At 38.8% G+C, this 12423-nt stretch carries 21 protein-coding genes and 2 tRNA genes; 17 read left to right on the top strand and 6 right to left on the bottom strand.

Annotation, left to right across the window (positions count from 1 at the left end; genetic code table 11):
• Positions 1–8: 8 nt before the first annotated feature.
• The 6 genes from B9T24_RS10115 to B9T24_RS10090 all read right to left on the bottom strand — a co-directional run bounded on the left by B9T24_RS10115 (position 9) and on the right by B9T24_RS10090 (position 3180).
• Positions 9–317, bottom strand: coding sequence for a hypothetical protein (locus tag B9T24_RS10115; protein WP_086165658.1), 309 nt, complete (start codon positions 315–317; stop codon positions 9–11).
• Positions 317–601, bottom strand: coding sequence for a hypothetical protein (locus B9T24_RS10110; protein WP_086165657.1), 285 nt, complete (start codon positions 599–601; stop codon positions 317–319). Before B9T24_RS10110 ends, B9T24_RS10115 begins: the two co-directional genes overlap by 1 nt.
• A 339-nt stretch (positions 602–940) precedes the next feature.
• Entirely contained in the window at positions 941–1147 is a 207-nt protein-coding gene (locus tag B9T24_RS10105; protein ID WP_086165656.1) for a hypothetical protein, read from the bottom strand.
• Between the two features lie 424 nt (positions 1148–1571).
• Entirely contained in the window at positions 1572–1910 is a 339-nt protein-coding gene (locus B9T24_RS10100) for a hypothetical protein (RefSeq protein WP_086165655.1), read from the bottom strand.
• A 145-nt stretch (positions 1911–2055) separates the two neighbouring features.
• Positions 2056–2358, bottom strand: coding sequence for a hypothetical protein (locus tag B9T24_RS10095; RefSeq protein WP_086165654.1), 303 nt, complete (start codon positions 2356–2358; stop codon positions 2056–2058).
• Positions 2359–2451: 93 nt separating this feature from the next.
• Positions 2452–3180, bottom strand: a complete 729-nt coding sequence (locus B9T24_RS10090; protein WP_086165653.1) for a helix-turn-helix domain-containing protein — start codon at positions 3178–3180, stop codon at positions 2452–2454.
• 98 nt (positions 3181–3278) lie between these two features.
• On the opposite strand from B9T24_RS10090, the gene B9T24_RS10085 reads away from it, so the two are divergent.
• The 17 genes from B9T24_RS10085 to B9T24_RS10010 all read left to right on the top strand — a co-directional run bounded on the left by B9T24_RS10085 (position 3279) and on the right by B9T24_RS10010 (position 12419).
• A complete protein-coding gene (locus B9T24_RS10085) occupies positions 3279–3464 on the top strand; it encodes a Cro/CI family transcriptional regulator (protein ID WP_086165652.1) in 186 nt (61 codons plus the stop codon).
• 57 nt (positions 3465–3521) lie between these two features.
• Positions 3522–4013, top strand: coding sequence for a phage regulatory CII family protein (locus tag B9T24_RS10080; RefSeq protein ID WP_086165651.1), 492 nt, complete (start codon positions 3522–3524; stop codon positions 4011–4013).
• Positions 4014–4062: 49 nt separating this feature from the next.
• Positions 4063–4293 (top strand): hypothetical protein, encoded by a 231-nt coding sequence (locus B9T24_RS10075; RefSeq protein WP_086165650.1) that lies wholly within the window; start codon positions 4063–4065, stop codon positions 4291–4293.
• The gene (locus B9T24_RS10070) at positions 4290–5297 is read left to right on the top strand and encodes a hypothetical protein (RefSeq protein ID WP_086165649.1); all 1008 of its coding nucleotides are present in this window, start codon (positions 4290–4292) and stop codon (positions 5295–5297) included. The genes B9T24_RS10075 and B9T24_RS10070 overlap by 4 nt, the downstream gene beginning before the upstream one ends.
• Positions 5278–6003 (top strand): hypothetical protein, encoded by a 726-nt coding sequence (locus B9T24_RS10065; RefSeq protein ID WP_086165648.1) that lies wholly within the window; start codon positions 5278–5280, stop codon positions 6001–6003. The genes B9T24_RS10070 and B9T24_RS10065 overlap by 20 nt, the downstream gene beginning before the upstream one ends.
• The gene (locus B9T24_RS10060; RefSeq protein WP_086165647.1) at positions 6000–6749 is read left to right on the top strand and encodes a hypothetical protein; all 750 of its coding nucleotides are present in this window, start codon (positions 6000–6002) and stop codon (positions 6747–6749) included. The genes B9T24_RS10065 and B9T24_RS10060 overlap by 4 nt, the downstream gene beginning before the upstream one ends.
• Positions 6746–7009 (top strand): hypothetical protein, encoded by a 264-nt coding sequence (locus tag B9T24_RS10055; RefSeq protein ID WP_086165646.1) that lies wholly within the window; start codon positions 6746–6748, stop codon positions 7007–7009. Before B9T24_RS10060 ends, B9T24_RS10055 begins: the two co-directional genes overlap by 4 nt.
• Positions 7006–7440, top strand: coding sequence for a hypothetical protein (locus tag B9T24_RS10050; RefSeq protein ID WP_086165645.1), 435 nt, complete (start codon positions 7006–7008; stop codon positions 7438–7440). The genes B9T24_RS10055 and B9T24_RS10050 overlap by 4 nt, the downstream gene beginning before the upstream one ends.
• On the top strand, positions 7437–7949 hold the full coding sequence (locus B9T24_RS10045; RefSeq protein WP_086165644.1) for a hypothetical protein: 513 nt from the start codon (positions 7437–7439) through the stop codon (positions 7947–7949). The genes B9T24_RS10050 and B9T24_RS10045 overlap by 4 nt, the downstream gene beginning before the upstream one ends.
• On the top strand, positions 7927–8322 hold the full coding sequence (locus tag B9T24_RS10040; protein ID WP_086165643.1) for a DUF559 domain-containing protein: 396 nt from the start codon (positions 7927–7929) through the stop codon (positions 8320–8322). Before B9T24_RS10045 ends, B9T24_RS10040 begins: the two co-directional genes overlap by 23 nt.
• A gap of 5 nt (positions 8323–8327) precedes the next feature.
• Positions 8328–9023: a hypothetical protein gene (locus tag B9T24_RS10035; RefSeq protein ID WP_086165896.1), complete on the top strand. Its 696-nt coding sequence runs from the start codon at positions 8328–8330 to the stop codon at positions 9021–9023.
• Between the two features lie 264 nt (positions 9024–9287).
• Positions 9288–9386: transfer RNA gene (locus B9T24_RS16915), tRNA-OTHER, on the top strand.
• A gap of 518 nt (positions 9387–9904) precedes the next feature.
• Positions 9905–9981 (top strand) — tRNA-Arg (locus B9T24_RS10025).
• 805 nt (positions 9982–10786) lie between these two features.
• Entirely contained in the window at positions 10787–10960 is a 174-nt protein-coding gene (locus B9T24_RS16910; protein ID WP_171264889.1) for a hypothetical protein, read from the top strand.
• Positions 10961–11055: 95 nt separating this feature from the next.
• Positions 11056–11334: a hypothetical protein gene (locus B9T24_RS10020; RefSeq protein ID WP_086165641.1), complete on the top strand. Its 279-nt coding sequence runs from the start codon at positions 11056–11058 to the stop codon at positions 11332–11334.
• A 46-nt stretch (positions 11335–11380) separates the two neighbouring features.
• Positions 11381–11818 carry a hypothetical protein gene (locus B9T24_RS10015; RefSeq protein WP_086165640.1) on the top strand — a complete coding sequence of 146 codons (438 nt, stop codon included), beginning with the start codon at positions 11381–11383 and terminating at the stop codon, positions 11816–11818.
• Positions 11778–12419 carry a putative metallopeptidase gene (locus B9T24_RS10010; protein WP_086165639.1) on the top strand — a complete coding sequence of 214 codons (642 nt, stop codon included), beginning with the start codon at positions 11778–11780 and terminating at the stop codon, positions 12417–12419. The genes B9T24_RS10015 and B9T24_RS10010 overlap by 41 nt, the downstream gene beginning before the upstream one ends.
• The last annotated feature ends 4 nt before the right edge of the window (positions 12420–12423 follow it).

Below are 12423 nucleotides of genomic sequence, written 5' to 3'. Positions count from 1 at the left end.
AATTCCCCTTAAGCCCCAACCCAGCCCATGCGTTTTTTGTACGCACGACGTTCATGTAAAGGAATGTGTGAGCTTTGCATACCGCGTGCAAAAGCTTTACGACGTTGACGTGCGCGTTCTTCTTCAAAGTTTCTACGAATCCAAGTCTTAGCAACTTGTTCTTCTAGAGTTACTTTTTCGAGTTCACCGGTTTTACGATCTTGAATGAAGATGTCTTTACCTTGCTCAACGTAAACAGTGTGACCAAGACGCATAGAAATGCTGTTTTGTTCATAGCCGCCAAGATATTCAGCGAAATCATTTTTTGAAGTAGTCATTAGCGTGCTCCTTCACTTGAAGCAGAAAACTGCAATTGATGTTTAAGCGCTTGAGCATGCTGACGATCTACGTCATTTGAACAACTGCGAACAGTTAATACCGTCGATGCAACAGTGATACCGATTAAAGCAATGGCTGCCATTTCTTTAATTACAGGTTTTGCTTTGGACCAGAAAGAAAGACGAACTTCTTCAGGTTTAGGTGGTTGAAACAGAACAGAAGTCGTTTGACTTTTGTTAGCGTCAAACTCTGGGGTTTGACTATGGGATGCGGTTTGATTCATAATTGCCTCGTAAGCTTGCAAGTGTTTACAAATGGCCCGCCTGATTTGCTGTCTGCGGGCTTTTTACTGTCTACGAGATTTATAGTAAGTTAACTTACCTTTATGGTCAAGTGTATTGGTAATTAAAGTTACTTTATTTTTTTAAAAACTTACTATTTATGTTTTAATAGACAAAAGAAAACCCATCACAGGGATGGGTTGTTTGGAGTTTGTTATGAATAAAAGCCAAGAAGATATAAAGATGGATTTAACCTTAGCTTTAATTGATAAGGGTGTTCAGGATTCTGATCTAATCAATAAATTAGTAAACAGTCTTTATCTAAATATCATCAAGAAAAGTCAACCTTCATAGTTTCTTAAGACTACGGTTTTGATGCATTTTGCATAAAGTCTTAAATAATATTCACGCGGGACTTCCTGTCCTTGCGGCTGTTTACTTTCAGCATTAGCAATAATCTTCATTAATTCAAGAGCAACGCTTTCAGCAGGGGTGCTTTTTAAGCTATCAAGATCTGCTAATTCTTTAGCGATTTTTTCATCAATCATTCTTTTCTCCAATATTTGTGGGTTTAAGATCAATGTTGGCACAGAGTCTTAACCCATAATATCAGGGAAAATATGTTCGGTTTTAAAAGGTTAAAAAAGAAAACCCACAGAATAGTGGGTTAATTGATGCTGCTTAGTTATTACAGGTCGAACCTTAGACTTCGACCTTGAGCAAAGAATATCAATAGTATATTTCAAAAATAAGAATCCCACCGAAGTGGGGATGTGCGACCAAATACTGTCCGTAGTATTTGCGCGTTAAGATAGGCTTAATATATTACTGTTTTATTTAACATTGATTAACGACTAAGCGGATAGAGCTTTTAATTTCATTTTTTCTGATTATAAAATATGACCAATAGGATCATAACTATGATCAGTATCACAACAATTACATACCTCTCCATAGTTTTACCTGCTTCTCTCAATTCGAGCATTTAATTTTAAAATTATTTTTATAGTAATTTAGAGTGGCTTCTAAATTAGCTAACAACTTCGCCTCAGTATACTTATCTGGTGATGACTTCAGTAAAGCTGGCATATATTTTGTCTTATACTCTACTGGGTAGTCTCTGCATAAAATCTGAATACGAGTATCTTGTGTTGTTCTTGGGCAGTAGAGTTTATTTAAATATTTATCGATTTTTTTATCAGATTGATTTAGTTGAGCTGTGATAGTTGGATTTTTTGGTGGGTTAGATTGCTTATTACAACCAGTAAGTGGAGTGAAGAAGAGGGTAGTTATGAGGATTTTTATTTTCATGATCAGTTTTCTTTTGGTTATTTTTAGATCGATTATAGCGATGAATTTTGAAAAGAAAACCCACTAAAAAAGTGGGTTATGTTTCAGAAGGCTGCGTTGGGTTCGTAGTTTTTCTAATTCAGCCAGCAAAATTGATCAGGGTTATTTATAACTCAGAATACTTTTCTAGAAATTCATCTATCCATCCTTGTGCCACTTCAAGATTGGTTATGTCGGCCAGCTTTAGATTTGTCTCTTCTGCTTCGTTAAAGCCCTCAATAATGGCTTCAAAGATATTTGCTTCACTAATGACCTCACGTGCCATTTCCGCAGCGTCATAGCTTTGTTTGGCTTTTTTAAGCGAGACTATTTGTTTATCAATTCCTGCGCCAATTTTATCTAATGCCAATTTAAATTCTTGACGATTAATCGTTAGTGCAGTTTGGGATTTATTAAGTGTTGCAATCATTATGTTTTCCTTCTTCGAGGGTTTTCATCATATTCAACATCTTGGTTTACATCGTATTGAGTTTTTTTGCTCATGATGATTTCCCGTCTTGTGTTAGCGTCGAATACGCTTTACAACTTGTTTCCACCAATACTGACCTAATATAGATACACCCTCTGATTCAATTCGATCAGGGGAATAATACTCATCAGGGAATTGATTTTTATCTGAATTCGCTGAGACAGCCTTAAATCCACCTTTACCTTCATTATTCCAATTGAACAGGTATTTAATTTTCGTGTCATCTCCAACCTGAAAAGCATAAATTTCACCGTCATAAATAGTTCTGGCAGACATATCAATTGATATGGCTTGTCCATCCTTCAATTTAGGAAACATACTTTCCCCACGAACGTGAATTACTTTAGTGGTGGATGGTTCGACATTACACTCTCTAATCAAGTCAACAGGAAATAACATTTTATTATTACTTGGTTTTTCTAGATTTAAGTAACCATTTCCAGCACTAACATACACATCGTCATAATAATCAATAGCAACATAGCCTTCTGGAACGGGATCGCCATCTTGGTATATACCTACTTCCATTTGAGCTATATCTGCATTGCTTTTTTCAGGAATCGGAACTCCAGACAGAAGCCACTGTGAGGTTGTTTTAAGCACCTTTGCTAACGCCATTAAGCTTTCATGCTTTGGCAGATTCTCATCTTTTTCCCAATAGATCACAGAAGTTTTAGATACACCAATTGCGTCAGCAAGTTGTTGCTGAGTAAGTCTATTGTCTTTGCGCAATTGCTTAAGACGTGTGCCTAAAGTTTCCATGATAGCCCCAGTTATTTTACGTAAGTTATCTTACCAATTGATTAGGTAAGTTTTATGTGTTTTAATAAGGTAAGTTAAATTACTTTAAGGTAAGTTAGATGACTAAATCTGAAGCTTTAGTCTCATTGGGTTGCACTGTTACACAGCTTGCAGAAAAACTTGGGATTTCCCATAACGCCATTAGTCAATGGGATGAAAATAAAATTCCTGTAATGCGCGAGTATCAAATTCGTGACCTGAAAAACGGCAAAAAACCCATAAAAAGCAAAATCGAAGTCGCTTGAACTGATTATCAGTTAGTAAGTAACTAAAGGAAACGTGAACTTAATCAAAGGATTCACATGGATATATCAAAAGAGACGAAAGCCGCTTTGTACAAGATGGTGCATCAATCCAACGGTATTACGCCGAAAGAAATTGCTGATGTTGCTGGTGTGTCGCACAACACAATTTTGAACTACGCCAATCCAAATATGGAAAACCATTTGCCGAGTCTAAAGGCATTTGAAGCAATGCTGACCTACACCGAAAACCCAGCAGTTCTAAAGACATGGGCGCACAAAATAGGTTTGATGTTAATGCCTGTAAATGGCGCGGAAGGTAAAGACCATCAATTGGGTGTTCTTGAATCACTACTAGGTATGAATGTTGGGAATGGCGCAGCAAATAAGCAGGTTTTATCTGCTTTGGAAGATGGTGTGGTTACACCTGCGGAAATGGATGAGACGGATCGAATTCTGGAGGAAATAGAACACAAAATTCAGTCTTTGCGTAAAGCCATGAAAGGCGAATGTGCAAAGTATTTGTCAGCTCTACAAATAGAAAAAGCCTGATCTCAGAAATCAGGCTTTTCAATTCAAAACACTTGCGGGAGTTTTAAATATGCAAATGAATTTAGCACAACAATCAAACAATGACAATTCGGATTTTTTACCGGGTGATGTCGTTGTGTATATGAATCACATCAAGATCGATGCCCTAAAAACCGTAGAGGCCTTTCAACCTAATGAGTATTACTGGTTGGTGTGTGGGCAGCTTGTGCATCGGGATGATATTCGTTCTGCGAGTGCTGCGGAGTTAAGCGCAGAGATGCGTCTAGGGGGTGGGGTATGACAGCACTCAGAAAACACGAGGACAATATAGTTCCGTTCGCCAAAGGTAAAAAAATGGTAGACAAATTCGAGAAAGGTTACGTGCCTTCGAGTCGTCTTTACCGCTATGAGGTTCGCCCATTCTTAACTGATGCAGCCAGAAATGTGTATGCGGAACTTGAAGATCGTATCAATGGCTACAAAGACAAGCAGACCGATCATGTTAGTTACTCGCAACTACAGGGCGGTAAGCTTGAAGGCGCTAAAAAAATTAGTGCGATGACTGTGCGCAAGGGACTTAAAGAACTTATAGATTTAGGTGTTATTTCGGTAGTTAGTGAGAGCAGCCGAAAGGGTAATGAGTACCAAATTAATGAGGTTTCTTTGGTTGAGCACTTCAAAAAATGTAGTACCACTACAAAATCTGTAGTACTACAAAATTTGGATAGCACCACTACAGATAATGTAGCGCTAGGTACTACAGAATCTGTAGACACAATAGAATTAATTTATAGAATTACTTTTATAGAATTATTAAATAATACCCTTCGGGCTAAAAATCCTCTCCAAGTTCATTTTTTTGAATATCAAGAAACTCAAAAACAAATTCTTGCTGATCAACAAAAAATTGAAGCTGAAAAAAAAGCGAAAGCTGAATCGGAGCGTAAAGAAAAAACACGCAAATTATCTTTTGACGAAGTGATGGATTTAACCAAAACCAATATTCAAAATCTTTGTTCACCAAATCTTTGGGAACAGTTTGTCATCAACCGTTCTCAATACAAAAAAACTGCATTGACCAAAAATGCGCTCAAGGCCATCCATGATGATTTTAAAACATGGGGAATTGAGAAATCTGATATTTCTTTGAAAACCGCAATCAAGGGCAACCACCAAGGATTATTTGAACCTCGTATTTCAACAAGTGGCAACTTTGGAAATCAAACCCAAGCATCAACCAGATGGCAAGAAATTCAAGAACTCAAAGCATTAGAGGAGAGCGGCAATGACAGCTATGGTTTCTAATCAGCAAAATATTTTACAGCCAATCAAATCATTAGATTTGGTTGAAATATTTAAAGCAATTGCGCCTCGTTCATTTGAAAAAACCTTTGAGGGTGTACCAACAAGAGCTATCGCTCACTCTATGAAAATCTGCATTGATGGCTTAACGCGAGATCAAATTAACACAGGTTTGGCTCAAGTTCGTGATAGTGGCTTTTGTCCAGATCTAGCGATGTTCCGCAAGTGGTGTTTGGGTATCACTGGTTTTGGTACTGAGCAACAGCGCCTACAAGATTCATTCAAGGGTAAGCATGCAGCATTGGCCAATATCATTAAATGGGTGAGTGATAACAACCACGCCATCACCAATGCTGAAAAAGAATCATATGACCGATGCTATGAAATGTTCACAGCCATTGAGTGGGCTAAAAATACGGATCGTGCAATGTATTTGGCTTATGAGGCATTCAAAGACAACTACGCTGATGTGGTTCAAGAATTTGCTTTGAGTGGTGTTAAGCAAGCGATTTGGGCTAAGCCTAAGGTGATCGAAAGCAAACCTATCGCTTTGGTTGCTAAACCTAAATCAATGCTTCCTGTGCAATCCCCTGAAGAAAAAGCATGTATTGAAAATCGTACTCGTGAATTACAAGCGACAGGATTGAGTTTTCCGAAAGCATTACTTGAAGCTGGAAAAGAGTTCAAGTGTTTAGGGGGTGGGGTGTGAAGCATTATCACGGTTTGCCGATTACTCCTGCAACAGCAGCTTATGAAGCGGTGAAGCAAGGCCACGCATTTGTAAGTTTTGCTCATAAGCAACAACTCGGTGTAGCGATTGAGGTTTGCCAGTCTTTTGCAATTGATAATGGAGCTTTTAGCGCATGGAAGTCAGGAAATCCGGTTCAGGATTGGACTGAGTTTTATAACTTTGCTTTGGATTGCATGAAATACCCACATTGCGATTGGATTGTTATTCCCGATGTTATTGATGGCAATGAAGCAGATAACGATGCATTGCTTGCTGAATGCCCAATTTCAAAGAATCAAGCAGTACCGGTTTATCACATGCATGAGTCGCTTGAACGATTAGAGCGCATAGCTTCTGATTATCAACGCATAGCTCTTGGTTCAAGCGGTGAGTTTTCAGCGATTGGTACAAACGAGTGGTGGGAACGCATGAATCAAATAATGAATATTGTTTGTGATAAAGATGGGTATCCATTGGTAAAGATGCATGGTTTGCGCATGCTAAATCCTGCCATCTTCTCAAAAATACCATTGGAATCAGCAGACTCAACAAACATCGCTCGCAATATCGGAATCGATCAGGCATGGAAAGGCAACTACATGCCACCAACCAAAGAAATGCGAGCTGCTGTTATGCGCTCAAGAATTGAATCAGTTAATTCAGCGAATCAATACATTGCTCAACCAGTATCTAAGCAACTTTGTATTTTTGGTGGTGCAGCATGAAGGAGCGTCAAGCGAATTACGCAAAAGCCGCCGTATTGAATCGGGGTATAGACACATTGTTGGCCATTAAGAATACGTCAGTTGCGACAACCACTGAAATACAGATTCAAGTCATGCCTGATTTGTCACGCCGTGCAGTACAGCGATATTTAAAAACACTTGCTGACATAGGTTTGGTCTACATCGTGGGTAATGGAGATCGGGAGTACCGGTATTACTTAAGCGGTAAAGCAAAACAGCTATTTGGGGTGAATGCATGAACTTAATCGAAAAATTGGGGTTGGAAAAGTGTCAGGCGATTGTTGATGCAGTACCTGATGGTGGTACACATTTTAAGCTTTCATTCGGATTATCAATATTTTACCTACTCTCATCGGGCGATGGTGCTGACTTAGCAGGTCTTTGGATTGATGATGGTGATGATTCCTACTGGGGTCTTAGTTCATATAAAAACTTTGAGTTGTTTATGCCTGAAAATCGGTTTATTTCGATTGAAGACCTCCGCACCGCAATTGCTGAGCATAGCAAATGCCACCATGACTGGAATGAAACCACCAGTAATGGTGATGCTTATAGATTCTTTGTCTGCAAGCATTGTGATAGCACACGGAATTATGTGCCTTTCGAGGCTGACCATTGCACCGACATCCGCAACCACATTAGCCCTTTGACTGGAGTGATTGAGCGATGAATGAAGATTATGAAGAAGAATATGGAAAAGGCAAACGATCTTGGGAGATTCAACAGGATCAAAAAGAACATATTCTTACGTTGAAAAAGCAGATGGATGCTGTCTGTGAATCAATAGATTCATTCTTTGACAATCAAGTTGGCACACCAACACAGCGAGAATATTGCAACTTCATAGTTGAGATTAAACAAGCCTTGCGAGGTGGTGACCAAAACACCAAAAATAAAGCTCAAAGTATTGAAAACATTGGGTATGAAGGTGGTGATCAAAAAGCCCAACAAAGTGAAACAGCACCAGTACCTAAATGGTCAACAATCAAGGTGGTTTGCCATAGATGTGGGCATTACCTAAATGGCTGTCATTGCAATCACTTTGGTAATCAGTGTCCACACCTTAATACTTCAATGTTTGGCGATGATGGTTTTGCTGAATGCTTTAACTGCAAAAAAATTATTAATAAGGATCGTGAAGTAGTTGGGGGTGTAGATGACATCAATCCCACTCGCTGAGTACAAGAAAATCAATAAGCCGAAACGCAGGGCCAAGCGTCCTGCATCGGTCAAGACAGAACGTGTGGTGAGTGAGGGTGAGGCGGTTTTATCTCAGCACCTAAGGGCACACAAGATCAAGTTTGAACAGGAGTTTCAATTTAATGCAGATCGGAAGTGGAGAGCCGATTTTCACCTTGTTGGTAAAAAGATATTGGTTGAGGTTGAAGGCGGGATCTGGAGTGGTGGCCGGCACACAAGGGGTAAAGGGTATTTAGGGGATATGGAAAAATATAACTCAGCTACAGGACTGGGTTATCAAGTATATCGGTACAGCACTGAACAAGTAAAAAGCGGTTTAGCACTTGAAGAAATTTTAAAGAGAATAGGGTGATTGGGATGAATGCAGTAGCAGAAGTAAATTATGAAAAACATCAAGATTTAATGATTGTTCATGATCTAAGACGATTACTGTTTAAGCCAAGTGTGAATAAAGTTGATTTCACTCTTCTTGATCTTGCACAAAAAACAATGGATGGCTTTAAGGATAGTGTTGGTGGGGCACCAACCTATGGGAGTAAAGCTAATAGCGCAGCTCTAATGATGCAAGATATGAGAACAGAAGATCATGCAATGTTGTGGGCTTTGGTGAGATCTATTACTCCAAGTGATAGACATTTCGCTTTATTGCATAATCTATTAACAAGTGAAATTCGATTAAAATTTCAATCAGATGGTTTTAAAACCAAGCAAATCACATCCAAAGAGGCAGCCAAGGCGGTTGCTAGATCGGCTCTAATTCAATTCCTATTTAAGCGTGGACTATGCACTAAATGTAGTGGCAAGGGTTTTATATTCTCAAAGCAAGATCAGAAGCATATTGATTGCAGCAAATGTGAAGGTAGAAAAGAAAATTCATACAATCAATCTGAACGGCATCGAATCTCCGGGATGCAAATATCTCGAAAGAATTACTTAAAAATCTATGATCAATATGAAAAACATGCCTTAGAAGTACTTGGTGAGTGGCGTGTTGATTTAGATTCACATTTGCGTGGATTTTTCTTTAAGGTGGCTGAGGAGTATGATTTGTGATTGCATAGGTGCAGAAAATCATATATATTTTTCCATACTGGTCATATTAAGGTTTGACCAAAACAAATTTAATAGGTTCGTATCGCTTGCTTTGGCTTTAGGTCTAGTGAGCAAGGTAGATTTTTACAATCCTGTATCGTTACTCGTGTCTGGTATCCAATTCGCTTCACTGATGTTAACCCTTAATGATTTAACAAAAATGCTGCTAATGAGAGAAAAGATGATGGTTAGAAATAATGTTATTTGGTTCGGTCAAGGGTTATTGGCGGATTGGATCCAGATAACGGGAAAGTTGGGCAAAATGAAATCTACCCTATGGTGCTAGCAGTAACTCTCAAGGTTCAACTCCTTGGTCCGCCACCAAATTTTAAGAAGCTCATCGAAAGGTGGGCTTTTTTAGAATTCAAAGTTTATATACCCGTCTTCCCATGAGATGGGTATTTTTTTGTTTATTAAATCCCATCCTTAATTTGAGTGTGGGATTTTTTATTGCCTGAAAATTTATAAAGGTGCTTGTGACATGCACAAGTGATTTATTTGGAGAGTAGTCATGCCAGCATATGCATAAGGGTAGTGCGCCACCCATAAGGGCGATTTTGATTTGTGACGCTGTGCATTGTTCAGCTATAAGCACAAACGGTGAGATGCGGAAACCAGCCGTATAAATTGGTTTGAATCCAGTGTGACTTCGTCAAGCACTGAGTTAGCCACAGAGCCATTGGGGTGACTCCTAAAACTCAAAAAGAACGAAAGACATAAAAGCAAATTCAATAGCTAACTTTGAAATGTGAGTCGTGTTGAGTAGCGGTAGATCGGTTGCCGAGCTGATTAATATCGAATCTATAGGCAGGGTGTGGCAGATCACCACATCCTTTTTTTATGCGCCATTAGCTCAGATGGATAGAGCATCCGCCTTCTAAGCGGATGGTCACAGGTTCAAGTCCTGTATGGCGCACCAAATTCTAATTAATTGGAATTACATCAAAATCAGATCGGTTGTGAATTAAACGTGATATTTATCAAAATATTACGAAATAAAATAATTGATTGGATAGCAAATTCCGAGTAATTTTTCTATTAGTTAGATAGAAGTTATACATCATCTAACTAAGTGAATCGATTGACACTCGGAAAGACGAGAAGTACCACAAATGCTCACAGAAATGTGAGGATTGTAAAATGCCCCGATAAATGTTTTCTGTGTAAGTAATATCGGGGCGCCAAATTCTAATTATGGCGAATCTGCCAGTTTTAAATGGTACGAAATCGAGCCTTTTAAACCTTTCGAATTCGAAACCTTTAAAATGGTGGAAATCCACCAGATATAACAACGAAAGATTGGTCATTGATCAGGCTTTTTATTTGCTCTAAACAATAGGTTAAGAATAGCTAATAATTTGATTTATTTAGCATTATTTTAATGTTTGATATATTTCGCCACTGTAAGTTGTCGGGCTGATGTGGAAAATAGCCATCAGAAACTAGCTGTGGTTTCTGACCTTCCAAGGTCCTTAGTTATGGTTCACATGATCATTTTTGTGTGGGCTTTTTTTTTGCATGGAGAAACAATATGCTCCAACTCCTGTTCTGTTTGTTTGGTTTACATGGTGCAACTGAGGTTGAATACCCGATTAGCGACAAAGAAACTAATGTTTGTCGAGATTGTTTGAAAGAAGTTTCTAAATAGCCGAACGTATTACGGCACATAAAAGCCCCTCGCATTCTAGATGTTGAGGGGTTTTTCTTTTCTATTCGAGGTAATCATGACAGATCGTGTACAAGCTAAAAAAGATTTGCAGTTCTGTTGTGATGAACTGAGTAAGTATCAGAATTTGAGTCGGGCAGGCTTAAGACATGGTGAATTGGTCGCTATGGACAATATTATGATTCGCTTGAAAGAGCAGATTAAGAATTTGCGGCAGACTTTATATATCTGATTTATTTCACAGAACTCTTGAATAGTATGAATTAATCCCAAAGTATCAATTTCATAATTAATACTTTAGAAAATCGCTAGGCGTAGGGTGGATCTGTGGAAGCTATAATTCTTGAGGCATTTAAAGAAAGTAATGGTCAATTCCAATTAGTCTTTGAAGAAAAACCAAAGGACGCTGATTTAAGTCCTTTAAATTTTACAAGAACTAAATTGAATCAAGTCACAGGTGAGGTAGAGAAGGAAATATTCTATTTGCATCATATTGATCGTGATGACGTACGTTATTTAATTTACTATAACGGTAAGATTGATGGGACAGAGGTTGAGGAATTAGAAAAAGGCCTAACCCGATATATTGAAAAAAATGCTAATTAAGTTTTACATAAACCACCTAGGGGTGGTTTTTTTATGAGTGAAATTTATGGATGCTGATAGCTACTTCTGGAAAACAAAGAAACGCCCACCCAAAACAAAAGCTCGTGCCAAACCACTACCGAAGGCAAAAGAAGTGTACTTAGAAGCAGAAGAAACCTTATTTCAAGAATTAGAAGAACATTCGATCGGCTATGAACGCAAATTTCAATTTGAACCTACTAAGCACTGGCGCTTTGATTTTCATATCGTGAAGTTAAGACTTCTTATCGAAATAGCTGGTAGTCCTTGGTCTGTCGGTCGTGGTGGAAAAAAGATAGCAAACGCATTTTATAAATATGATCTTGCTGAAGAGATGGGATACACATTTGTGCGTTTTGAACCAGATCATATTGAATCTGGGTATGCGATTCGCTGGATTCAGGGTCAATTAAAGAGATTAGAAGATGGAACAGGTCAGACCATTTCCACCGATGAACCTGATTGATCAGGCAGGGGAAGAAGAAACAATACGCCTTGCACCCGCCGTGGAATTAAAAGAATGGGTCATTAAAAATTGGCTGACCATTGGTGGTGAACTTCATAACCCTGACCATGACCACATTGCAGAGCTGCTGCATGATGATGAAACATTTTTAGCATTTGCTTGGGCATCATCTGCATGTATGGCAAAAAAACGTATGGTATTGGGCCAATGTGAAAAAGTTATGTTTAACCAGGGCGGTTGGAAGAAGGCGCGACAAGAACAGCAGATGCGAGATTGGTTTGGTGCTGTACCTGTTTATCTCATCACGATTGATGCCAGTTATTGTGAAAACACAACTGACCGTGAATTCTGCCGGCTCATCGAGCATGAGCTGTATCACATTGGCGTAGAACGTGATGCAGATGGTGAACCGATCTATAGTGATAACACTGGTCTGCCTAAACACTATTTAGCTGGTCACGATGTTGAGGTGTTCTTCGGTGAAACAAAACGATGGGGTGCTGACGAGTCAGTAAAACGACTTTTAGAAATTGCGAAGAATGCGCCGTTTGTTTCAGAAACTAATATTGCTGCGTGTTGTGGAACGTGTGTGATTAATTGAGCCT

The sequence above is a fragment of the Acinetobacter sp. ANC 4654 genome (genome assembly GCF_002135425.1).
Taxonomy (GTDB): Bacteria; Pseudomonadota; Gammaproteobacteria; order Pseudomonadales; family Moraxellaceae; genus Acinetobacter; species Acinetobacter kyonggiensis.
The sequence above is the reverse complement of the archived record's forward strand: the minus strand, read 5'-3'. Positions and strand labels throughout refer to the sequence as shown.

Excerpts from the sequence above, each read along its gene's own strand:
- B9T24_RS10115 (WP_086165658.1), bottom strand. The coding sequence starts at position 317 with ATGACTACTTCAAAAAATGATTTCGCTGAATATCTTGGCGGCTATGAA.
- B9T24_RS10095 (WP_086165654.1), bottom strand. The coding sequence starts at position 2,358 with ATGATTGCAACACTTAATAAATCCCAAACTGCACTAACGATTAATCGT.
- B9T24_RS10065 (WP_086165648.1), top strand. The coding sequence starts at position 5,278 with ATGACAGCTATGGTTTCTAATCAGCAAAATATTTTACAGCCAATCAAA.
- B9T24_RS10105 (WP_086165656.1), bottom strand. The coding sequence starts at position 1,147 with ATGATTGATGAAAAAATCGCTAAAGAATTAGCAGATCTTGATAGCTTA.
- B9T24_RS10075 (WP_086165650.1), top strand. The coding sequence starts at position 4,063 with ATGCAAATGAATTTAGCACAACAATCAAACAATGACAATTCGGATTTT.
- B9T24_RS10090 (WP_086165653.1), bottom strand. The coding sequence starts at position 3,180 with ATGGAAACTTTAGGCACACGTCTTAAGCAATTGCGCAAAGACAATAGA.
- B9T24_RS16910 (WP_171264889.1), top strand. The coding sequence starts at position 10,787 with ATGACAGATCGTGTACAAGCTAAAAAAGATTTGCAGTTCTGTTGTGAT.
- B9T24_RS10055 (WP_086165646.1), top strand. The coding sequence starts at position 6,746 with ATGAAGGAGCGTCAAGCGAATTACGCAAAAGCCGCCGTATTGAATCGG.
- B9T24_RS10040 (WP_086165643.1), top strand. The coding sequence starts at position 7,927 with ATGACATCAATCCCACTCGCTGAGTACAAGAAAATCAATAAGCCGAAA.
- B9T24_RS10080 (WP_086165651.1), top strand. The coding sequence starts at position 3,522 with ATGGATATATCAAAAGAGACGAAAGCCGCTTTGTACAAGATGGTGCAT.
- B9T24_RS10100 (WP_086165655.1), bottom strand. The coding sequence starts at position 1,910 with ATGAAAATAAAAATCCTCATAACTACCCTCTTCTTCACTCCACTTACT.
- B9T24_RS10045 (WP_086165644.1), top strand. The coding sequence starts at position 7,437 with ATGAATGAAGATTATGAAGAAGAATATGGAAAAGGCAAACGATCTTGG.
- B9T24_RS10070 (WP_086165649.1), top strand. The coding sequence starts at position 4,290 with ATGACAGCACTCAGAAAACACGAGGACAATATAGTTCCGTTCGCCAAA.
- B9T24_RS10110 (WP_086165657.1), bottom strand. The coding sequence starts at position 601 with ATGAATCAAACCGCATCCCATAGTCAAACCCCAGAGTTTGACGCTAAC.
- B9T24_RS10085 (WP_086165652.1), top strand. The coding sequence starts at position 3,279 with ATGACTAAATCTGAAGCTTTAGTCTCATTGGGTTGCACTGTTACACAG.
- B9T24_RS10050 (WP_086165645.1), top strand. The coding sequence starts at position 7,006 with ATGAACTTAATCGAAAAATTGGGGTTGGAAAAGTGTCAGGCGATTGTT.
- B9T24_RS10015 (WP_086165640.1), top strand. The coding sequence starts at position 11,381 with ATGGATGCTGATAGCTACTTCTGGAAAACAAAGAAACGCCCACCCAAA.
- B9T24_RS10035 (WP_086165896.1), top strand. The coding sequence starts at position 8,328 with ATGAATGCAGTAGCAGAAGTAAATTATGAAAAACATCAAGATTTAATG.
- B9T24_RS10010 (WP_086165639.1), top strand. The coding sequence starts at position 11,778 with ATGGAACAGGTCAGACCATTTCCACCGATGAACCTGATTGATCAGGCA.